The 20,750-nt window shown below is 50.0% G+C and carries 18 protein-coding genes; 7 read left to right on the top strand and 11 right to left on the bottom strand.

What is annotated here, in order from left to right; all coding sequences use genetic code 11:
* Window positions 1–23 precede the first annotated feature (23 nt).
* Window positions 24–1,181, top strand: coding sequence for a trans-sulfuration enzyme family protein (locus ACJAZW_RS02340; RefSeq protein WP_415155253.1), 1,158 nt, complete (start codon window positions 24–26; stop codon window positions 1,179–1,181).
* Here the strand turns inward: ACJAZW_RS02340 and ACJAZW_RS02345 are convergent.
* Window positions 1,178–1,984, bottom strand: a complete 807-nt coding sequence (locus ACJAZW_RS02345; protein ID WP_415155254.1) for an AraC family transcriptional regulator — start codon at window positions 1,982–1,984, stop codon at window positions 1,178–1,180. The genes ACJAZW_RS02340 and ACJAZW_RS02345 overlap by 4 nt on opposite strands.
* Before the next feature lie 75 nt (window positions 1,985–2,059).
* Between ACJAZW_RS02345 and ACJAZW_RS02350 the strand changes: the two genes are divergently transcribed.
* Window positions 2,060–2,452 carry a DUF3224 domain-containing protein gene (locus tag ACJAZW_RS02350; RefSeq protein ID WP_415155255.1) on the top strand — a complete coding sequence of 131 codons (393 nt, stop codon included), beginning with the start codon at window positions 2,060–2,062 and terminating at the stop codon, window positions 2,450–2,452.
* An 88-nt stretch (window positions 2,453–2,540) separates the two neighbouring features.
* On the opposite strand, the gene ACJAZW_RS02355 is transcribed toward ACJAZW_RS02350, so the two are convergent.
* Together ACJAZW_RS02355 and ACJAZW_RS02360 are read right to left on the bottom strand one after the other, a co-directional pair.
* Window positions 2,541–3,074 (bottom strand): response regulator, encoded by a 534-nt coding sequence (locus ACJAZW_RS02355; RefSeq protein WP_415155256.1) that lies wholly within the window; start codon window positions 3,072–3,074, stop codon window positions 2,541–2,543.
* Between the two features lie 131 nt (window positions 3,075–3,205).
* Window positions 3,206–5,014, bottom strand: coding sequence for an ATP-binding cassette domain-containing protein (locus tag ACJAZW_RS02360; RefSeq protein WP_415155257.1), 1,809 nt, complete (start codon window positions 5,012–5,014; stop codon window positions 3,206–3,208).
* 86 nt (window positions 5,015–5,100) lie between these two features.
* Here ACJAZW_RS02360 and sseA point away from each other — a divergent pair, with 86 nt between their 5' ends.
* The 4 genes from sseA to ACJAZW_RS02380 all read left to right on the top strand — a co-directional run bounded on the left by sseA (window position 5,101) and on the right by ACJAZW_RS02380 (window position 9,515).
* On the top strand, window positions 5,101–5,940 hold the full coding sequence (sseA, locus tag ACJAZW_RS02365; RefSeq protein WP_415155258.1) for a 3-mercaptopyruvate sulfurtransferase: 840 nt from the start codon (window positions 5,101–5,103) through the stop codon (window positions 5,938–5,940).
* Window positions 5,941–6,001: 61 nt separating this feature from the next.
* Window positions 6,002–7,099, top strand: coding sequence for a PfkB family carbohydrate kinase (locus ACJAZW_RS02370; protein ID WP_415155259.1), 1,098 nt, complete (start codon window positions 6,002–6,004; stop codon window positions 7,097–7,099).
* A 1-nt stretch (window position 7,100) separates the two neighbouring features.
* Entirely contained in the window at window positions 7,101–8,009 is a 909-nt protein-coding gene (locus ACJAZW_RS02375; protein WP_415155260.1) for a pseudouridine-5'-phosphate glycosidase, read from the top strand.
* A 12-nt stretch (window positions 8,010–8,021) separates the two neighbouring features.
* The gene (locus ACJAZW_RS02380; protein WP_415155261.1) at window positions 8,022–9,515 is read left to right on the top strand and encodes an ArnT family glycosyltransferase; all 1,494 of its coding nucleotides are present in this window, start codon (window positions 8,022–8,024) and stop codon (window positions 9,513–9,515) included.
* A 37-nt stretch (window positions 9,516–9,552) separates the two neighbouring features.
* Here ACJAZW_RS02380 and ACJAZW_RS02385 read toward each other — a convergent pair whose 3' ends face one another.
* On the bottom strand, window positions 9,553–10,473 hold the full coding sequence (locus tag ACJAZW_RS02385) for a carbohydrate kinase family protein (RefSeq protein ID WP_415155262.1): 921 nt from the start codon (window positions 10,471–10,473) through the stop codon (window positions 9,553–9,555).
* 120 nt (window positions 10,474–10,593) lie between these two features.
* Here ACJAZW_RS02385 and ACJAZW_RS02390 point away from each other — a divergent pair, with 120 nt between their 5' ends.
* Window positions 10,594–11,556 carry a DUF2332 domain-containing protein gene (locus tag ACJAZW_RS02390; RefSeq protein WP_415155263.1) on the top strand — a complete coding sequence of 321 codons (963 nt, stop codon included), beginning with the start codon at window positions 10,594–10,596 and terminating at the stop codon, window positions 11,554–11,556.
* 11 nt (window positions 11,557–11,567) lie between these two features.
* On the opposite strand, the gene mog is transcribed toward ACJAZW_RS02390, so the two are convergent.
* The 7 genes from mog to ACJAZW_RS02425 form a co-directional block, all read right to left on the bottom strand.
* Entirely contained in the window at window positions 11,568–12,095 is a 528-nt protein-coding gene (mog, locus tag ACJAZW_RS02395; protein WP_415155264.1) for a molybdopterin adenylyltransferase, read from the bottom strand.
* A 4-nt stretch (window positions 12,096–12,099) separates the two neighbouring features.
* The gene (gene moaA / locus ACJAZW_RS02400) at window positions 12,100–13,110 is read right to left on the bottom strand and encodes a GTP 3',8-cyclase MoaA (RefSeq protein WP_415155265.1); all 1,011 of its coding nucleotides are present in this window, start codon (window positions 13,108–13,110) and stop codon (window positions 12,100–12,102) included.
* 4 nt (window positions 13,111–13,114) lie between these two features.
* Window positions 13,115–13,984, bottom strand: a complete 870-nt coding sequence (locus ACJAZW_RS02405) for a peptidylprolyl isomerase (RefSeq protein ID WP_415155266.1) — start codon at window positions 13,982–13,984, stop codon at window positions 13,115–13,117.
* A gap of 62 nt (window positions 13,985–14,046) precedes the next feature.
* On the bottom strand, window positions 14,047–14,742 hold the full coding sequence (gene narI / locus ACJAZW_RS02410) for a respiratory nitrate reductase subunit gamma (protein ID WP_415155267.1): 696 nt from the start codon (window positions 14,740–14,742) through the stop codon (window positions 14,047–14,049).
* An 11-nt stretch (window positions 14,743–14,753) separates the two neighbouring features.
* Complete coding sequence (gene narJ, locus ACJAZW_RS02415; RefSeq protein ID WP_415155268.1) at window positions 14,754–15,458, bottom strand: nitrate reductase molybdenum cofactor assembly chaperone; 705 nt, start codon at window positions 15,456–15,458, stop codon at window positions 14,754–14,756.
* A gap of 2 nt (window positions 15,459–15,460) precedes the next feature.
* A complete protein-coding gene (narH, locus tag ACJAZW_RS02420; RefSeq protein ID WP_415155269.1) occupies window positions 15,461–16,999 on the bottom strand; it encodes a nitrate reductase subunit beta in 1,539 nt (512 codons plus the stop codon).
* Window positions 16,999–20,736, bottom strand: coding sequence for a nitrate reductase subunit alpha (locus ACJAZW_RS02425; RefSeq protein ID WP_415155270.1), 3,738 nt, complete (start codon window positions 20,734–20,736; stop codon window positions 16,999–17,001). The genes narH and ACJAZW_RS02425 overlap by 1 nt, the downstream gene beginning before the upstream one ends.
* Between the last annotated feature and the right edge of the window lie 14 nt (window positions 20,737–20,750).

The following is a 20,750-nucleotide window of genomic DNA, read 5'->3' on the forward strand; positions in this document are numbered from 1 at the left end:
CAAAATAAACATTCGAGGCACCAATGGCTGACCAGCAAAAGCGTTCAAACCAACATATCGTCACGCGCATGGTGCAAGCCAATGGTGCAATTGACCCACAAACTGGCGGCGTCGTGCCGCCCATCCAATCGTCCACCACATTCGCGCGCAATGCTGACTATTCACTAATCAGCCCTAACCATCTCTACGCGCGTGACGACGACGATTTGGTCCGTTTGGGAGAGGACATTCTTGCAAAAGCCGAGAACGCTGAAGCGGGTCTGCTCTTTCCTTCAGGCATGGCGGCGATTGCGGCCGTCATGCGCACCGTACCAAACCGTGGCACCATCATTTTACAAACTCAGATTTATTGGGGCACGACCAAATGGGTGCGCGACTTTTGCAAACGGCGCGAAATCACGCTGCTCGAAATCGAGTGCAGCGACAACGAAACATTGTCGGCAGCGATTGTCGCCAACAAGCCAGATCTCGTGTTTGTTGAAACCCCGTCAAACCCATGGCTGCGCATAACAGATATTACAAAAGCAGCAGAACTGACACAAGCGGCGGGTGGCAAATTGGTTGTTGATTCAACCGCCGCCAGCCCCGTTTTGAGCAACCCGCTAAGCTTTGGTGCAGACATTGTGATGCACTCCGCCACCAAGGCGATTAACGGCCATTCGGATGTGTTGGCAGGTTTTCTCGCCACCAACGACGCCCAAAGCGCCATGTGGCAAGCCATCGCCATGGACCGGCACGATGCGGGGGCTGTGCTCGGCAGTTTTGAAGCGTGGCTGTTGATACGCGGCATGCGCACATTGCCCTTGCGTATGGAACGCATGTGCGAAAATGCCATGTTGGTTGCTAAATTTCTTGAAGCGCACCCCAAGGTAGAAGCCGTTCTCTATCCGGGTCTCAAATCTCACCCAAGCCACGATTTAGCTGTAAAACAAATGCCGAACGGTTTTGGCCCGTTGCTGAGTTTCCTCGTCAAAGGTTCTGCCAAAGACGCGCTCGAAGTTTGCGCCAAACTTGAAACGTTTAAGCGCGCCACATCTCTTGGTGGCGTTGAAAGCTTAGTTGAACATCGCCACTCAGTTGAAGGCAATGCAACCGGTGTGCCTGAAAACCTGATCCGACTTTCTGTTGGCATCGAACATATTGACGACCTTATCGGCGACCTCAAAGAAGCCCTGTCCTAGTTTCGCGGCAAACCGATCTCTGACGGGCTCCGGCCCGTCAACCGTTTAAACGCTTTTGAAAAATGCGCTTGGTCAAAATAGCCAAGCAAATGCGACAATTCAGTCAGTGAGATGTTCGCAGAATTATTAAGCGCCTCAATGGCTTCGATCATACGATAGCGCTCGATCACCCATTTGGGGCCAATGCCAACATATTCAGCAAACAGCCGTTGCAGTCCGCGCGGGGAAACATGAAAATGTTGCGCCACCACTGCGACTTCGTATATTTCCCTGTTCTGCTCGATAAACGCCACAACTTCTCGTGCTAAGTTGGCCTTTGGATCATCAACAATCTCGCAAGCCAGCAAAACCTGTTCAATCTCTGGTGCAAAATCAGAACAATGCTCAATTGAGCTGAACTGCTGCAGCAACTCGTGGTCATCAATGTCGAAATAGGATGCAATTGGCACCGAATTGTCCGTCAAATGGCGCATGTCATGTGTCGCAAAGCGTTTGAATTGTCCAGGGTGGAATTTCACACCAAATATCCGACCCTTTCCCTGCAAATTATAGGTAAAGGCGCCGCTGGTCAGCCCAAAAACGCCAGACTGATATTGTGGGTCAAGCACCAAATGTTGACTGGGATGCGGCAGGTTTTCTTGTGCATGGCCACGGCCCGCAGGCAAATCCCACTCAATTATCCAGTAATTGGCCACCACATGGGCCAGTGCCTCACTTGGCATCACCAAAGTCAGGTCAAAATGTTGCAAACTGATATGTTTTTCAATCAAGCCTTTGGCAAGATTGGGTTTTGCACGACCCACTTTAAATCGTTCCCTGTCGTAAAATTACAAGTCCGCACCCCGCACATGTGTAAACATGGGCAAAAAGGAGACTATATGCGCATTTTAGCAGGTGAATTCACAATCGCCAAATGGGAAGAAGAGAGCTTCATGGAGGTAAATGCCCCCGCCAAGGCGCACACCGCAGACATCGTTTATGACGTCAGCGGCGATCTCAACGGCAAACTGTCAGGCAGATATGTGATGATTTACCAAAACGACGCCCAAGCACAATATTGCGGCGCGCTGCAATTCGTTGGCACCATCGGCGAACAACAGGGTTCGTTTTTTGTGCAAGAAACCGGCAACTTCAAGGACAGTGTCGCCAGCACAAACTGGACGATTATTGCTGGTTCCGGGCAAGAAGATTTCGCGACCATCAAAGGCACAGGGCATTATGCGGCCCGCGACAAAACGGTTGAGTTCAAATTGGAGGTTGAGGGCATTTAACGTCTAGGGTCTATATTCAATTGAGAAAAGGTCTGGATTGGATGCAAAATAGTCTGATTTGAGGAGAGAAACGGCAAACAAAACACATCTATTTTTCGGGTGTATTGCCAACATCGCGCGCCAGAACACTTGCTTTATTTTCAGCGCGACGTTCGTCCCCCTTCATGAACTCTTTGATTGATCTGCGGCGATCAGGACCAACATATCCAGATGGCACAGATATGCATTCTCGGGGAGAGTTAATTGATTTTTCAATCCGCAAACGCACCGCTTTCTCTGCAACAGGTTTAACCAGCACGTCGTCAACTCCGGCCTTTATCGCCCGCATAATGGTTTTTGGCATGCCATTATCTGCAATCAAAATAACAGGTACAAGCCGAGATATGATCGCGCTATCCATTCTCAACTTAGCGACAAATTCAAGGGGATTATACCCTGTCAGGCTGTCATCAATGACCACCACATCAACAGGTTTGGTTCTCAAAAACTTCATGGCATCATCGGGCTTGCCGAACAGGGCAACATTGGAAATATCCAACGCGCGCAATGCGCTACGAACGCAGTCAATAATCAGGCGCTGCTCGGCCACAATAACGATCTGTAGGTTAGAATAGTTAGGCATATATACCTCAAAATACAGGCCAATTGCCAATGACCATAAGGCCAAACGCTAAAAATATGGCAAAAGCCGTGCAATTTATTACCCGTAAACGATAAGTCTGAATTCATCGAACTGTGCTGAGCACCCTCAGATCAAATGCTCTCGATCTCTTCTCTTAACATCTCGATTTCCAACCACTTCTCTTCTTTCGCATCCAATTTGGTCTGCGCTTTGGACAATTGATCACTAACGGCCTGAAATTTTTCAGGGTCTTGAGCATAAAGTTTGGGATCAGCCAACTGGCGCTGCAAAACCTTGATTTGCTCCCCGAGTTTCTCGATTTCACCCGGCAAAGTTTCAAGTGCATGTTTGTGCTTGAAAGAGAGTTTTTTCGTTTGTGAACGACCACCAAAATTCTGCTTTAAAGACTTTGATTTGGCTGGTTTTACTGCCCGTTGAGGTTTAGTCACCCCGTACCCGCGCTGGCGCACCATATCAGAATATCCTCCAGGATATTCAGTCCAAACGCCGTCGCCATCGGCAATAATTGTGGAGGTCACCACCCGGTCCAAAAACTCACGATCGTGGCTGACCACGAGAACGGTGCCATCATATTCGGCAACCATTTCTTGCAGCAAATCAAGGGTTTCTAAATCCAGATCGTTGGTCGGTTCATCCAAAATCAGGAAGTTTGACGGCAACGACATCGCACGGGCAATCATCACCCGCGCACGTTCGCCGCCTGAAAGCTTACCCACACTCGTGTTTGCTTGCTCAGGCAAGAACAAAAAGTCTTTCATATAGCCGACAACATGGCGTGTCTGTCCATTGATGACAACATTGTCGCCTCCCCCACCCGTCAACGCGTCCCTTAGCGTCATGGCGGGGTCAAGTTGTGTCCGCTTTTGATCAAGCGTCGCGACTTCCAGTTTTGTGCCAAGTTTGACCGCACCGCGATCAGGTGCGAGTTCGCCAATGATCATTTTGATCAGCGTGGTTTTGCCAGCACCATTGGGGCCAACGATACCAATACGGTCGCCGCGCAAGATGCGACCAGAGAATTCACTGACGATTAGATTATCACCAAAGGCTTTTGAGATTTGGTCAATATCCGCAACAATTGCCCCGGACTTTTGACCGTCCGAAACGCTGAGCTTTACACTGCCGGTTGGCCCACGATGATCGTCACGTTTTTGCCGCAAATCCGCCAGCTCTGACATTCTGCGCACATTGCGTTTGCGCCGCGCGGTTACCCCGTAGCGCACCCAATGTTCTTCGCGCACGATTTGCCGGTCAAGTTTGTGTTGCTCAAGTTCTTCAAGCGCCAAAATCTCGTCGCGCCATTCTTCAAAATGGGCAAACCCCTTATCTGTTTGCCGCGTCACGCCCCGATCAAGCCAAACGGTGGAGCGTGTTAAATCTGATAAGAACCGCCTATCGTGCGAAATGATCAGCATTGCCGATTTCATGGACGACAATTCGGCCTGCAACCATTCAATGGCTGGCAAATCCAAGTGGTTGGTTGGCTCGTCTAACAACAAAATATCAGGATTTGGGGCAAGTGCACGGGCCAGCGCCGCGCGGCGGGTTTCACCGCCGGACAAAGATTTCGGATTTGCATCTGGGGACAATCCCAATTGCGCCAATAAATACGGTGCTCGATATTCGTCGTCGCCGTCCGTTAGTCCAGCTTCCACATATTCAAGTACTGTGTTGAAAGCCGACAGATCAGGCTCTTGCTGCAAATAACGCACCGTAACACCCGGTTGCACAAACCGTTCAACTTTGTCAGCTTCCACATCGCCAGACGCAATTTTGAGCAATGTCGATTTGCCAGAGCCGTTGCGCCCGACCAATGCGATGCGCTCGCCGGGTGCCACATACAACTCAGCACCCTGCAAAAGCGGTGTGCCGCCAAAGGTCAGTTGAACATCTCTTAGGCTTAAAAGCGCTGCGGCCATCGGGTCTCATCTTTGAACTGGATTAGATATGCGCTTGGCTTTAGCATTGTCATGCAAAAGGTCAATCAATTAGATGGTGTAAGCAGATGACAAATCGTTCAATTCTCATCAGCGCAAGCGATTTACACGCCAAACTTCAAGACAAGAACCTGATCGTCATTGATGGTTCCTGGCATCTACCAAATGCCAACCGCGACGCCAAAGCCGAATATGTGAGCGGCCATATTGAAGGCGCACAATTTTTCGATATTGACGCCATTTCGGATCAAAGCTCGGGGCTACCGCATACCATCCCCACACCAGATCAATTTGCATCCGCAGTGGGTGAGATGGGCATTTCGATCAATAGCCAAATTGTTGTCTATGATACCGCAGGCATGTTTTCCGCTGCTCGAGTATGGTGGATGTTCAAAATATTTGGTGCAAAGAATGTGCGCGTGTTGGACGGTGGAATGCCCGCATGGAAAAGCGCGGGCTTTGAGGTAACAGACAAAAAGCCAAGCCCAAATGTTGCGCAATTCAAAACGTCGCTAGACGCTACCCGCATCGTTTCGCTGGCCGAAATGCGGCAGCGCGTAAAGAACAATGATGCTCAAATCTTAGACGCACGCGGCGCGGCGCGGTTCTTGGGACAAGCGGCAGAACCGCGCGCCGGCATGCGAGCCGGCCATATGCCCGGCGCGACAAATATACCCTATTCCACCCTATTGAACGCAAACGGAACCTTTAAATCTAAGGCTGAACTGCGCGCATTGTTTGCGGCACAGGACATCAATTTGGAAGGGTCCACCATCACAACCTGTGGGTCTGGCGTCACCGCCGCCATTATTTTGCTCGCGCTTGAACTTATCGGCAAGACCGACACACGCCTATATGATGGATCATGGGCAGAGTGGGGCAGTTTAGCTGACACACCAATTGAATAGAGTTGACCAGTCGATAAAATGAATATATTGCAATTGTTCAGCCAATCAACATGTGCAACATATGACCCTTACCAATCTTGAAGCACGCCTTCTTGCCCAAATAAAGTCCCAACCATTTGCAACCCAAAAAGAGCTGGGTAACGCCGTTGGCATATCGCGCGCAAGCGTTGCAAACTATGTGGAGCGCCTACAATCCAAAGGACTGATCTTGGGTCGTGCCTACGTCTTTGCAGAGACGCCAGCTGTCACCTGCATTGGCGGTGCCGTGCTTGATCGAATTTTGCGGTTGCAAGCTGCAGGCATTCCGCAAACATCGCAACCTGGCACAAGCAGCGAAACACGCGGCGGCGTCGCCAGAAACGTTGCAGAAAACCTCGCGCAGCTGGGTGAAAACGTAAAATTGATTTCAGTTGTTGGCAATGATGAAGCTGGGCGCTCCATAATTGATGCCACAGCCGCAATTGGGGTTGATACAGCGCTTGTCGAGCGCAAAAATGGCGGCGCAACTGGCACCTATACGGCAATTATGCAACCAACTGGCGAGCTCTATCTGGGTGTTGCTGAGATGGACATAATCGACCACTTGAATGCCGAGGTCATCGACCGCGATTGGCAACATATCGTCTCTTCACGGCTGGTCTTCGCTGACACGAATTGCTCTGCGAGCTTACTATCTGTTCTAATTAAACGATGTCTAAACAATAACCTACCGCTAGCAATTGATGCCGTATCAATTCCAAAATTCAAACGACTGCCAAACAATCTCAAAGGAATTGAATATTTATTCTGCAACATCGATGAAGCGCAGTCCGTGCACGGCGAATTGCCGCCACCAACATTGGCGAAGCAACTCCATTTGCGGGGTGCAAAAAACGTTGTGATCACCAATGGCGCAGGCCCGGTCACCTGTCTTTCTGCCGAAGGGATTACGTTGGTTGAAACGCCCAAAACCGATATTGTTGACGTATCTGGTGCCGGTGATGCGTTTATTGCCGGGTTCCTCCACGCTATTTTGGAAGAGAAAACACCAATTGAAGCCACCCAAGCGGGCATTGTTGCCGCCGGATTGACCGTGCAAAGCGAGTTGCGCAACAGCCCTGACCTTACCGCACAAATTGTTGCCCAAAGGGCGCCAACGATTAATATTCAAAGGACTTAGAATGAAATTCGACTTGCAATTTGGCGAACATGTACTCAACGCCAAAATGTCTGGCCAACCGATTGTGGCGTTGGAAACAACAGTTGTCACACATGGCATGGACTATCCTCACAATATCGACACCGCTCTGGCAATGGAGCAGGCTGTGCGGGACGCAGGGGCATGTCCTGCAAGCTTGGGCATAGTTGATGGACAACCCATCATCGGCATGAGCGAAGAACAGCTGCGCGACTTTGCCAAATCACCACGCGGATCAATTGCAAAATGCTCTCGACGCGATTTCCCAGCGCTTATTGGCTTAGGCAAATCCGGGTCTTTGACCGTTGCCGGCACAATGATTTTAGCAGCCGCGGCGTCCATTGACGTGTTTGCAACAGGCGGCATCGGGGGCGTGCATCGCGGTCATCCATTTGATGTTTCTGCAGATCTGTTGGAGTTGGGCAAAACACCAGTGACGGTTGTTTGTGCTGGCGCCAAATCCATTTTGGACCTGCCCCTGACAATGGAGGTTTTAGAAACCCAAGGCGTTCCCGTAATCGGGTTCGGCTGCAAAAACCTGCCCGCCTTTTATACCCGCGATAGTGGCATTGGTGTGCCTCACACTGCAGCCAACACAGAAGAGGCAGCGCAAATCCTGACCGCTTGGCGCAAACTCTTGGGCGACAATGGTATGTTGTTTACAGTACCCGTCCCTCAAGAGGCCGCGCTATCAAATGCCGAAATGGAAACAGTCATCAACAGCGCCATTGCAGCGGCCGACGCTGACAACATTCATGGCGCAGCGGTAACGCCTTATGTTTTGGGAAAAGTGGTTGAACTGACGAACGGGCGTTCACTTCACACAAACATTGCGCTATTGATCAACAACGCTAAAATCGCAGGCGAAATCGCGGTGCGCGCCACCCAATAAAAAGGCAATGAAATGACGGCAGTGCGACATGTGAAAAACCATTCAGATGTCGCATTTGCAAAAAAGCCGATTGTCAAAGTTCTTTGGATGGGCGCGGCGCTGCTGATTGCGCTGCGCTTATTTTTTTGGCTCAGTGGCACCAGCCTTCCCGATGAAGCTTATTATTGGATGTGGTCGCAACATCCCGCCATTTCTTATTACGACCATCCCCCGCTGAATGCATGGGCAATGTGGGTATCCTCAAAACTATTTGGCTGGAACATTTTCGCGCTGCGCATTGTTCCAATTCTCACATTTATCGCCGACATTTGGCTGTTATGGTCCATATCAAACCTGTTGAGTGAAAAACCAAAACAGCACTTTTTTGTCACGTTGATTTTGTTCCTGAGCACCCCGATATTCCTCACCATGAGCATGTTGGCACTGCCAGATCACTTGTTGATCCTATTCCTGTTGCTCAGTTTGTTTTTCTTTTTGAAATTCTTCAGCCCCAAAAAAACAACCACTGCGTGGCAATGGTCTTCCCTGTATCTTGCTTGTGTGTTCTTAGGTTTTGCAACACTTGCAAAATATAATGCGGTGCTGTTTGGGGCTGGCATATTCATATTCGCCATCACCAATGCGCGAGCCCGCACCATTTTTTCCCACTGGCAAAGCTATTTTGCATTTACCTTGTTTTTGGCGGTCGTATCGCCTGAAATTTATTGGAACATCGCCACCAAAGCGTCCTCTGTCACATTCGTCTTGCAGGACCGACATGCAGGCTTACCAACAGACAACAATTTTGACGGCGTGAAGGGTTATGTTGGCGGGATGGTCGCCTTTCTTTCGCCGTTCCTAATTTGGCCACTGCTCCAAACGCTGTTTGGCAGACGCACGACCCTGCACGGCGACGGAATCAAGTTGGCGCGCGCGATATTCTGGGCGTCCAGCTTGCTATTTCTGACCCTCTCCTTGACGACAGAAATCATGTTCCACTGGAACCTTGTGGCCTATGTGGCAATTTTGCCTTTCATCGCACTTTATATGCGCGCAGGCTGGACGCTGATCGCCCATAGCCTATTCGGTATTTTGGTCGCGGGGCTGATTGCGTTCAATTTCTCTGTGCTCCCGTTGCGAACCTATTTCAGTTCTGCGGACTATTTCTCTGCCCGCGCCTATGGTTGGCAACAAACCGCACAGAAGGCGCAAGTTTTTTTGGCGAAGAATGATATCGGTTTTATCGCGGGCACCCACTACACGATTTCTGCGCCACTTGGCTTTGCGCTGAAAAACCCAGACGTCACTGATCTTGGCCCACTGCGCTCACAATATCGCTATTGGTTTGAGCCAACCAAATATCTTGGACAAAACGCCCTAATTGTCACGGAAACGGCAAACGGCCTATCCTCGTCTTTGGCCAACCGTTTTGAAACTGTCGAGCATCTCGACAGTTTGCGAATTGAGCAAAATGGCTATTTGGTCGAAGAACGCCATTTTTATCTGGCGTCGGGTTTCAAAGGCTAAAGCTCAAACCTGCATGTTTTGTCGACAGAATAAGTGTTTAGAGTTCTTCAGCCCATGGCGGATTTGCACCAGCGCGCGATACGGTTATGGCAGCAACGTCTGCTGCCAGACGCAAAGCCGTTTGCAGGGCGGTACTCTCAATATTTGCAAGCGCTGTTTTGCTCAATAATCCTTGTTGGCTAAGCCCGGTCAATAAACCACCATTAAAACTATCGCCAGCCCCAACAGTGTCGACAACAGTTGCTGTTGCCGCCGGTACAGTCAATTCACCAGCTCGGGTCACCGCGTCAACGCCCGCAGACCCTTTCGTCATCAACACAATCGACGCGCCATCACCAATAAACTGCGCCGCAGCTTCTTCAAACGCCACACCCGGCATCAACCATGCCAAATCTTCGTCCGAGACTTTGATGATATCGGCAAGCTTGAGCATCCGCTGCATCCGCGCCCGATAGGTCGCCTCTTCCTTGATGAAGGTTGGGCGAATGTTCGGGTCAAACGAGATCACCCGTTTTTTGGCTTCCCGCACCATCAAAGCTTCATAAGTTGATCCACAAGGGTCCGGGATGAGACTGATCGCCCCAAAGTGCAAAGCTGAAACATCATCCCCCAATGTCTGCAAATCCGCTTCTGTGATCATGCGCCCGGCGCTATTCTCATCATAAAATGCATATTCCGCGTGACCATTGTCAAGCTTCACAAAAGCCAAAGTCGTCGGCAAATCGAGCCGTTTGCAAAAGGATGCATCAACATTAGATTGTGCCAGGCTCTGATCAATTTGTTGCCCGAACAGATCAGTCGAAAGCCCCGTGAAAAAGCCAACCTTTTCGCCCAAACGTCCCAGCGTGATCGCTGTGTTAAAAACCGCACCGCCAGAGACCGGAAGATAACCAGCGCCCTCACCCGCAATCTCGCGCGGCAACATATCAATCAGCGCTTCACCACAACAAACGATCATCTTGCCCACTCCCGCGCATCACAAATTTATTTTCGCCATCTAGTCTGTGTTAGACTAAAGTCGCAAGTACTAATCTGCCAATTTGGCCCCATTGACGACCCAGATTAATTTGGAATTTTTATGCATATACTGGCACAGCGATACCAACGCTTCGCAGATATTGAAGCACAAGGCTCCTCTCCATTATACGAAATTTTGGCACGACACGTCGCTCAAAATCATAAGCTTTTAGCGTTTCTCGAGACAATGCCAGATGAAAAGCAACAACCAAACCTGCTGTTCGCCGCCGTTCGCCATATTGCCGGGCTACAGGCAACAGCAGCTGGGTTTGAGCGCGCGCTTATAGAAAACGAAGATGCAGTACGCACCACTATGCTGACACGTTCGACCCAAACGAACGAACCAGCCCGTTGTGCTGTTTTGCTGCCCATTTTGGCGCAAATTGATGGCCCGATAGCATTGATTGAAGTCGGCGCATCCGCTGGTCTGTGCTTGTTGCCGGACAAATATGGCTACATTTATGGCGAAAAGACATTAAAGCCGCCAGATTTTGACGATCAAACCACACCACTGTTTCACTGTCACGCGACAGCCAACACGCCAATCCCAGAAAAACTGCCAAATATCGTTTGGCGACGTGGGCTAGATCTCAATCCGCTCGACGTTAGAAACGAAGAAGACATTCGATGGTTAGAAACCCTTATCTGGCCGGAGCATGAACAACGGATGTGCAATCTCAAGATGGCGATCCATACTGCCAAACAAGAACCGCCGATTGTCCAAAAAGGTAATTTGCTTACTGACTTGAATGACCTCGTCGATCAAGCGCCAAAAAACACCACCCTGATAATTTTCCACACGGCGGTGTTGAGCTACATTGCTGAACAAGGAGACCGAGAAAGTTTTGCAGAAACTGCCCAAAGTCGATCCGATTTCTGGATCAGCAATGAAGCTGCACAGATTTTTGACCGGATTCGTCCACCCAAAACCAACCTCGCAAAAACAGGACGTTTCCTGCTCAGCGTCAGCGGCGTGCCAAAAGCGTGGACCCATCCACACGGCAAATCCATTAGTTGGATTTAGCAAGTTAGCGACTATTTCTTCGGTCGGAAACTGTCGAGTTTGCCATTTTCAGTTTCAATGCGGCCAGCGCCGATCAAATCAAGGCAATAGGGCACGGCTGGGAAAACGGCGGAAAGGCACACATCAATCGCGGACGGTTTGCCCGGCACATTGATGATCAACGTTTTGCCGCGTATGCCCGCTGTTTGACGGGACAGGATAGCGGTTGGTACGTGTTCAAGGCTCACTTTGCGCATCAACTCGCCAAAGCCCAAAAGCTCTTTTTCCATCACCAAAGCCATCGCTTCGGGTGTCAGGTCACGCGGTGAAGGACCCGTGCCGCCCGTCGTTAAAATCAGATCAACTTCAACATTGTCGCACAGGTCTTTCAAACAAGCTTCAACCGAAGCAATACCGTCTTCAATCACCCGTTTTTCGGGTTGCCACTCAGATGAGATAATGTCGTTCAACCATGCCTCAAGCGCAGGCCCACTTTTGTCCTCATATTCGCCGCGGCTTGCACGGTCCGAAATGGTGACGATCCCAATTTTAACACTCATAATTCTATCCACCCAAAAACGACATGTGCCGCTTGATACCAGATGTGCCGTTCTCATCAATCGAGAAATTGTGACATTCGGGTTTTGCAAACACTGTTTCGCGGATCAAGCCTTCAACAGCGGCGTTGCTTTCTGATGAGCGCAGCGCTTCCCGCAGATCAACCGACCCTTCTGCTCCCATGCAGGTGAAAAGCGTACCCGTGCACGAAACCCGCACACGATTGCAGGTCGAACAAAAATTATGCGACATCGGGGTGATAAAGCCTAAACGCCCACCGGTTTCACCAATCCGAACATAGCGCGATGGACCGCCCGTACTGTCTTTGATGTCCGCCATGCTCCAGCGTTGCGCCAGTTCTTGCCGGAAGTCCGTCAGCGAAACATATTGATCATTCCTGTCAATGCCAACGTCACCCAAAGGCATCGTTTCGATCAGCGTGAGGTCCATCCCACGGCCATGCGTGAAACGAATGAGCTGGTCGATCTCACTTTCGATCTTGCCTTTCACCGCCACCGTGTTGATCTTGATGTGCAGACCCGCTTCTTGCGCTTTTTCGATGCTCTCAAGCACCCGCTCCAAACGCCCCCAACGGGTAATCGCCGCGTACTTGTCTGGGCAAAGTGTATCAAGAGAAACGTTCACACGCTTCACACCACAATCCACCAACTGCTTCGCATATTTGCCCAGCAGAGTACCGTTTGTGGTTAGGGTCAATTCATCCAACGCGCCGCTGGCAAGGTGTCGCGACAGGCCCTCAAAAAGGCTCATCACATTACGCCGCACAAGCGGTTCACCGCCCGTCAGCCGAACTTTGCGCACCCCATTATCCACAAAGGCTGTAACCAACCGCTCCAATTCCTCGAGCGACAGCACTTCTTTGCGTGGCAAAAACGTCATCTGCTCCGACATGCAATAGGTGCAGCGCAAATCACATCGATCAGTGATCGACAAACGCAGGTAACTCGCTTGCCGACCATACTGGTCTGTCAATTGGGAACTGGTTTGGTCCTGCATAAAGCTATTGCACCAATGGGCTGTCAGCACCGTCGATTTGAATGCCCTTGATCTTGGCTTCCCCGGCCAGAATGCCAATATATTGCGCAACCGCGCGGCTCCAACTTGAAGCCTCTAAGAACGCTGCAATTTTAGCTTTCACATGATCAAATGGCAGTTGCCGACCTTCAATTTTCCGGTCAAGCTGAATAATGTGATAGCCAAAAGGGGTTGGCACTGGCGTTGGGCTCATCTGCCCTTCTTCAAGTTCAAACAGAACGGTTTCAAATTCTGGCACAGTCTGACCCTTGGTCAATTGGCCCAAATTGCCACCTTCTTTAGCAGAAGGGCACTGCGAGAATTCACGCGCAAATTCACTAAAGCGCTCAGGGTTCTTCTTGATGGATTCAATGATCTGTGCGGCTTTCACCATGCCTTTGCGACGTGCAACCGGGTCTTCCAACGCCCCTGCCAACAGGATATGCCGGGTTTCATAAATTGTCTCAGACGAAAACTTATCGCGGTGTTGATCAAAGTAACGCTGGCATTCTTCTTCACCAGCGCGTGGCACGTCAACTTCTTGTTCTAAGAGCTGGCGCACCTTTGCGTCTTCGTCCGTCTCGCGGCGGCCTTGTGCGTCTTCCATTGGCTCGGCATCCAAACCCAATGCGTTTGCTTTTTGCAAAAGCAACTCGCGGATCACCAGCGCGCGCGCCGCAGAAAGATATGCATCTTTGGCCGTGTCAGCTTCGTGGTTTTGCACCTCTTGCTGAATAGCCTCGAGCGTAATTTCAACGCCATTTACGAATATTTCAGGCGATTTCGGTTTTGGGTCAACTTTCACAGTCTCGCCACTTGCCAGTTTGGGCATAGTATTATCGATGAGTGTTGCCATGATTTTTCCCTATCAAATTCTGTGGGTGGTGAGGCGTAGCCCGCCTCACCATTTAAGCCAAATTATATGCGTTTTTTCTTTGTCCGCACGATTTGGTAACCTGAACGCCACATATAGCGAACCGGCGCACTAAGCATGTGCACAAGGCGCGTAAACGGGAACAACAATAGAATTGTCAGACCCAAGAACATGTGCGTCTTAAAGATCGGGCTGGCTTCAATGATGAAGTTTGATGCTTCAAAGTTGAAGGTGAATATGCCCTGACTATAGTTCATGAAATTCACCATTTCTGCCCCATCCAGGTGCCTTAATGACACTGGGATCGTGCCTAGACCAAGCGCCAATTGCACCCACAAGATCAAAATGATCATATTGTCAGCAAAGCTGGACGCGGCGCGCACCCGCGCATCAAAGAAGCGACGATGGATCAGCAACGTGGCTCCAATAATTCCAATAACACCGGCAATACCACCACCAATAATCGCCATCAATTGCTTAGCTGTGTGGGTCACACCAAGGGCATCAAACACCGCAATGGGGGTTAAAAGACCAACAAAATGGCCAACAAAAATAACCAGCACGCCGAGGTGGAACAAGACCGAACCCCACATTAATTGCTTGCGCCGCAGCAATTGGCTCGAACCAGCTCTCCAGGTGTAAGGGTCTTTATCATAACGCAACACGCTGCCCACAATCAGGGTCGCCAATGCGATATAGGGGTAAATCCCAAACACTGCAAAATTGAGAAATTCCGTCATCTCTCTTCTCCCTATTGTATCGTTGGTTGTGGGGCTGGGCGCTTTGCAGCACGCAACTGACGGCCAAGCCGATCAGGTCCACAATCTTCTTCACCTTGACCACCGCCAAAGGTAATTGCTTCTTCTTCCCACACCGCATCAAGCGCTTCCAAATCGTTCGGATCATCATCCGGTACGCTCAAAATCTCTGCAACAACTGCAGGATCGGCTTGGGTTGAAATGATTGCCTCAAGAGCCTGAAACGCATTTGCGTAAATGCTTTTCTTTTTCTCCAAGCGCTGACGCAATGCCGACAGAATATGCACGGTTTGCCCAAGCAATTCTTCACGCTCATTCTCAATCTGAATGGACGCGAATTCGATGAACATGGGCAAGAAATCTGGCAGGTCACTTACCGCCAACTCAAAACCTTGTTCTTCATACATTTGCTTGAGGTCAACCATTGCTTGGCCACGGTCACGACTTTCGCCATGCACATGTTCAAACAAGTGCAGGGACAAAGTGCGTGTGCGGTCAAACAATTCCACATAACGCTCTTGTGCTTCATAAACATCACGCGAAGCAATGTCGTCGATCAGCCCATTAAGGAGAGCCTTCTCAGGCTCCCCAGTCATACTATCATTAAGCACAGCGGCTTTCAGTTCCAACGCAGCGTCTTTCAACTCCTTTGACGGATAAGAAAGCAGCGTTGAGATGATTTTCAATGCATTCGCCATTTTCATTCCCCCATCATTACGTCAGTTGGTGTGGTCACTGTTTTGGTCTTTTTCGCCCCAAACAGATCAACTTCTGAATTGCCACCTGAGCAACCATTGCCAAAGCTAAAGCCACATGAACCACGAAGGTCATACGCATCTTCGGCTTCTTCACGGTGTGAAGTTGGAATAACAAACCGATCTTCATAGTTTGCGATCGCCATGATCTTGTACATGTCTTCGATCAATTCAGGGGTAAGCCCCACATCGGTCGCAAACTTGTCGTCGATCACCCCATCAATGGTTTTGGTGCGCATATAACCACGCATCGCCAACATCCGTTTCAAGGCCAGCGCAATTGGCTCATCCTTACCACCTGTCAAAAGGTTGGCGAGGTAGCGAACCGGAATGCGCATGCTGTCCACGTCTGGCATGTTGTTTTTATCAACACCAATTTTGCCAACAGCCGCCGCATTTTGTAGCGGTGACAATGGTGGAATGTACCAAACCATCGGCAGGGTCCGGTATTCTGGGTGAAGTGGGAACGCCACTTTCCAGTCCATCGCCATTTTGTAAACCGGTGATTTTTGAGCGCTTTCCAACCAATCCTCAGGAATGCCTTGCTTACGCGCTTCAGCAATGATTGCCGGATCACTTGGATCAAGGAACACTTTGAGTTGTTTTTCGTACAAATCCTTGGTGTCTGGTGTTGATGCAATCTCTTCGATCTTGTCTGCATCATAAAGCATCACGCCCAAATAGCGGATCCGGCCAACGCATGTTTCTGAACAAACGGTTGGCAGACCTGCTTCAATCCGTGGGTAACAGAATGTGCATTTTTCTGATTTGCCTGAAGACCAGTTGTAATAGATCTTTTTATAAGGACAGCCAGAAACACACATCCGCCAACCGCGACATTTTTCTTGGTCGATCAACACAATACCATCGTCTTCACGCTTATAGATCGCGCCAGATGGACATGCAGCCACACAGGTTGGGTTCAAGCAGTGCTCACACAACCGGGGCAGATACATCATGAAGGTGTTTTCAAACTCACCGTAAATTTCTTTTTCGATGCCTTCAAAATTATAGTCTTTGCCGCGCTTGGAGAATTCACCACCAAGAATTTCTTCCCAGTTTGGACCCCAATTGATCTTTTCCATCCGCTCACCGGAAATCAAAGACCGTGGACGTGCCGTTGGGAACGCTTCACTTTCTTTGGCGGTTTGCAAATGCCCATAATCGAAATCGAACGGCTCATAATAGTCGTCGATTTCCGGCAGATCAGGGTTGGCGAAAATCTTCGCCAAAATCCGCCATTTTGCACCCATTTTCGGCGTAATCTTGCCGTTTGAGTTGCGTGTCCAACCACCATTCCATTTCTTTTGGTTTTCCCAGTCTTTGGGGTAACCAATACCTGGTTTGGTTTCCACGTTGTTGAACCAAGCGTATTCAACGCCCTCGCGGTTCGTCCAAACGTTTTTACAGGTGACAGAACATGTGTGACACCCGATACATTTATCAAGGTTCAACACCATGCCGACTTGTGCACGAATCCGCATTATTTCGCCTCCTGCTTGCCTTTGTATGGCCCTTCGAGCCATTCGACCTTGTCCATTTTGCGCACAACCACAAACTCATCGCGGTTGGAGCCAACAGTGCCGTAATAGTTGAAACCATATGATTGCTGCACATAGCCGCCAATCATGTGGGTCGGTTTAGTTATGACGCGGGTCACTGAGTTATGGATACCACCACGTAGGCCTGTGGTTTCCGCACCCGGTGTGTTCACAATTTTCTCTTGCGCATGATACATGAAGACAGTGCCTTCTTTCATCCGCTGAGACACCACCACACGAGCTGTAAGCGCGCCGTTGGAGTTGTAAACTTCCACCCAATCATTGTCTTCAAGGTCCGCTTTTTGTGCATCTGTTTCAGACACCCAAACAACAGGACCACCACGGTTTAGCGTCAACATCATCAAGTTGTCAGAATAGGTGGAGTGAATCCCCCATTTCTGGTGCGGCGTGATGAAGTTCAACACCACTTGCTTGTTGCCGTTTGACCGCTTGTCGAGTTCCGGTGTGATCGTTTTTGTATCGATTGGAGGGCGATAGACGCAGAAGCCTTCACCGAATGCCCGCATCCAAAGATGATCTTGATAAAGCTGCTGACGACCCGTCAATGTCCGCCAAGGGATAAGCTCATGCACGTTGGTATAACCCGCATTGTAGCAAACCTTCTCGCTTTCAATACCCGACCATGTTGGAGAAGAAATGATCTTTCTTGGCTGCGCAACAACGTCACGGAACCTGATCTTTTCATCTTCTTTTGGCAGCGCCAGATGTTGATGCTCGCGGCCAGTGATTTGCTCAAGAGCTTCCCAAGCTTTTACGGCAACTTCGCCGTTGGTCTCAGGGGCAAGGCTCAAGATCATTTCGCAAGCGTCAATTGCGGTGTCGATTTTCGCAAGACCTTTAGAAATGCCCTCATCCAACACAACGCCATTGAGTTCTTTGAGCAAGTGCACTTCGTGCTTGGTATCCCAAGCAATCCCTTTGCCGCCATTGCCAATTTTGTCGAGCAATGGCCCCACAGAGCAGAACTTTTTGTAAAGGTTCGGATAATCCCGCTCAACCGCAACGATGTTCGGCATGGTTTTGTTCGGAATGGCGTCGATTTCGCCTTTTTTCCAATCTTGCACATCCATCGCCTGGCCCATTTCGGCAGCGGTGTCGTGAAGTATAGGAACGGTGACGATATCTGTTTCAACGCCCAGAACTTCTGGCGCGATCTCAGAGAACTTTTTCGCCAAACCCTTAAAGATGTTCCAGTCAGATTTTGCTTCCCATGCAGGATCCGCCGCTGTTGACAGCGGGTGGATAAAGGGGTGCATATCAGACGTGTTCAAATCGTCTTTTTCGTACCATGTGGCTGTTGGCAACACGATGTCCGAATAAACACAAGTCGTTGACATCCTAAAATCGATGGTGACCAACAAGTCCAACTTACCTTCAGGCGCTTTGTCGTGCCATTTGGCTTCAGTTGAACGTGCACGGCCTTCTTCGCCCAAATCTTTGCCCATCACACCGTGTGAAGTGCCGAGAAGGTGCTTGAGGAAGTATTCGTGGCCCTTACCGGATGATCCGAGCAAGTTTGACCGCCACACAAATAGGTTACGTGGCCAGTTCGCAGGATCATCAGGATCCTCACATGACATTTCCAAATCACCAGACTTGAGTTGTTGAACAACATAGTCTTTGGGGTCCATGCCAGCTTCTTTTGCTTCAGCAGCAATGGTCAATGGATTTGTCTTAAGCTGTGGCGCAGAAGGCAACCAACCCATCCGTTCAGCACGAATGTTATAGTCGATCATGGTGCCGTCCCACGGACCATCTGGTGCCGTTGGCGACAAGATTTCATCAACTTTCACAGTTTCATAGCGCCACTGATCAGTGTGCGCATACCATGCACTGGTTGAGTTCATGTGACGTGGTGGACGGCTCCAATCCAGACCGAACGCCAAAGGTTGCCAACCGGTTTGTGGGCGCAATTTTTCTTGCCCCACATAGTGGCTCCACCCACCGCCAGATTGACCGATACAACCGCACATCACCAACATATTGATGATGCCGCGATAATTCATGTCCATATGGTACCAGTGGTTCAGACCAGCGCCCAGAATGACCATGGAGCGGCCATTTGTTTTCTCGGCATTGTCCGCGAACTCACGAGCAACAGTGATAATTTGTTCTCTTGGCACACCCGTGATCTTTTCAGCCCATGCTGGTGTGTAAGGGGTTTCATCATCATAGCTGGTGGCAACATTTTCGCCGCCCAAACCACGATCTAGGCCGTAGTTTGCCACGAACAAATCAAACACTGTCGCAACAAGTGCTTCGCCGTCTTTCAGCTTAACCTTTTTCGCAGGAACTGACCGCACCAAAACGCTCGCATGGTCTGTGCCTTGGAAATGATCGTGCTCACGATTGCCGAAATAGGGGAAGGCCACGTCTGCAACTTGATCATGTTCATCATCAAGCACAAAGCTCATATCCAGCTCGGTATCATTGCCCTTGCTGTCTTTGGGCTCAAGGTTCCACTGTTTGCTATCGTCCCAACGGAAACCCGCAGAGCCGTGCGGCACAACGATCTTTTTGGTTTTGCCGTCAACCGCAACAGTTTTCCATTCTGTATTTTCTTTTTCACCCAGATTGTCTTCAAAGTCAGAGGAACGCAGCAAGCGCTCAGGGATCATATTGCCGTCTTTTTCGACCAAGCGAACAAGGTTCGGCATGTCTGTGTAACGACGGCAATAATCTTCAAAATATTCAGCTTGGCGATCCAAATGGAACTCACGCAGGATAACGTGACCCATGGCCATAGCCAACGCGGCATCTGTGCCCTGTTTTGGGTGCAGCCACAAATCGCCAAACTTTGCAGCTTCTGAATAATCTGGACAAACAACTACAGACTTGGTGCCTTTGTAACGTGCTTCTGTATAGAAGTGCGCATCTGGTGTACGTGTTTGAGGAACGTTTGAGCCCCAAAGCATCAAGAACCCGGCATTATACCAATCAGCACTTTCAGGCACGTCAGTTTGCTCGCCCCACGTCATCGGAGACGCTGGTGGCAAATCGCAATACCAATCATAGAACGACATACATGTGCCGCCCATCAATGAAAGGTAACGAGAACCGGCCGCATAAGACACCATCGACATGGCTGGAATTGGCGAAAAGCCAAATATCCGATCCGGGCCATATTTCTTTGCAGTATAGGCGTTCGCCGCTGCAATAATTTCGTTTACTTCTTCCCAATCCGCACGAACAAAGCCGCCATGGCCCCGCACTTCTTGGTAGGATTTTCTGGCCTCTTCATTCTGTTGGATATGTTCCCAGGCAGCCACTGGCTCGCGCATAACGCGGGCGTCGCGCCAAAGTTTGACCAATCGTGAGCGGATCAAAGGATGCTTCACGCGGTTGGCAGAATACATGTACCAGGAATAACTCGCGCCACGCGCGCAACCACGGGGTTCGTGGTTTGGAAGGTCCGGCCGTGTACGTGGGTAATCCGTTTGTTGGGTTTCCCAGGTAACAATGCCACCTTTAACGTAGATCTTCCACGAACATGAACCCGTACAGTTCACGCCATGTGTGGATCGCACAATTTTATCGTGCTGCCAACGCTTGCGATAAGCGTCTTCCCAGCCCCGATTTTCGGTTGTCGTCACACCATGGCCGTTGGAAAACTTTTCCTTCGGTGCCAAGAAGTTGAGACGATCAAGTAAATTACTCATTTCATTTCCCCCTA

Origin of the sequence: Maritalea sp., from assembly GCF_047634455.1 — a bacterium.
Classification (GTDB): domain Bacteria; phylum Pseudomonadota; class Alphaproteobacteria; order Rhizobiales; family Devosiaceae; genus Maritalea.

Excerpts from the sequence above, each read along its gene's own strand:
- ACJAZW_RS02340 (WP_415155253.1), top strand. The coding sequence starts at position 24 with ATGGCTGACCAGCAAAAGCGTTCAAACCAACATATCGTCACGCGCATG.
- ACJAZW_RS02350 (WP_415155255.1), top strand. The coding sequence starts at position 2,060 with ATGCGCATTTTAGCAGGTGAATTCACAATCGCCAAATGGGAAGAAGAG.
- ACJAZW_RS02355 (WP_415155256.1), bottom strand. The coding sequence starts at position 3,074 with ATGCCTAACTATTCTAACCTACAGATCGTTATTGTGGCCGAGCAGCGC.
- ACJAZW_RS02360 (WP_415155257.1), bottom strand. The coding sequence starts at position 5,014 with ATGGCCGCAGCGCTTTTAAGCCTAAGAGATGTTCAACTGACCTTTGGC.
- sseA (WP_415155258.1), top strand. The coding sequence starts at position 5,101 with ATGACAAATCGTTCAATTCTCATCAGCGCAAGCGATTTACACGCCAAA.
- ACJAZW_RS02370 (WP_415155259.1), top strand. The coding sequence starts at position 6,002 with ATGACCCTTACCAATCTTGAAGCACGCCTTCTTGCCCAAATAAAGTCC.
- ACJAZW_RS02375 (WP_415155260.1), top strand. The coding sequence starts at position 7,101 with ATGAAATTCGACTTGCAATTTGGCGAACATGTACTCAACGCCAAAATG.
- ACJAZW_RS02380 (WP_415155261.1), top strand. The coding sequence starts at position 8,022 with ATGACGGCAGTGCGACATGTGAAAAACCATTCAGATGTCGCATTTGCA.
- ACJAZW_RS02385 (WP_415155262.1), bottom strand. The coding sequence starts at position 10,473 with ATGATCGTTTGTTGTGGTGAAGCGCTGATTGATATGTTGCCGCGCGAG.
- ACJAZW_RS02390 (WP_415155263.1), top strand. The coding sequence starts at position 10,594 with ATGCATATACTGGCACAGCGATACCAACGCTTCGCAGATATTGAAGCA.
- mog (WP_415155264.1), bottom strand. The coding sequence starts at position 12,095 with ATGAGTGTTAAAATTGGGATCGTCACCATTTCGGACCGTGCAAGCCGC.
- moaA (WP_415155265.1), bottom strand. The coding sequence starts at position 13,110 with ATGCAGGACCAAACCAGTTCCCAATTGACAGACCAGTATGGTCGGCAA.
- ACJAZW_RS02405 (WP_415155266.1), bottom strand. The coding sequence starts at position 13,984 with ATGGCAACACTCATCGATAATACTATGCCCAAACTGGCAAGTGGCGAG.
- narI (WP_415155267.1), bottom strand. The coding sequence starts at position 14,742 with ATGACGGAATTTCTCAATTTTGCAGTGTTTGGGATTTACCCCTATATC.
- narJ (WP_415155268.1), bottom strand. The coding sequence starts at position 15,458 with ATGGCGAATGCATTGAAAATCATCTCAACGCTGCTTTCTTATCCGTCA.
- narH (WP_415155269.1), bottom strand. The coding sequence starts at position 16,999 with ATGCGGATTCGTGCACAAGTCGGCATGGTGTTGAACCTTGATAAATGT.
- ACJAZW_RS02425 (WP_415155270.1), bottom strand. The coding sequence starts at position 20,736 with ATGAGTAATTTACTTGATCGTCTCAACTTCTTGGCACCGAAGGAAAAG.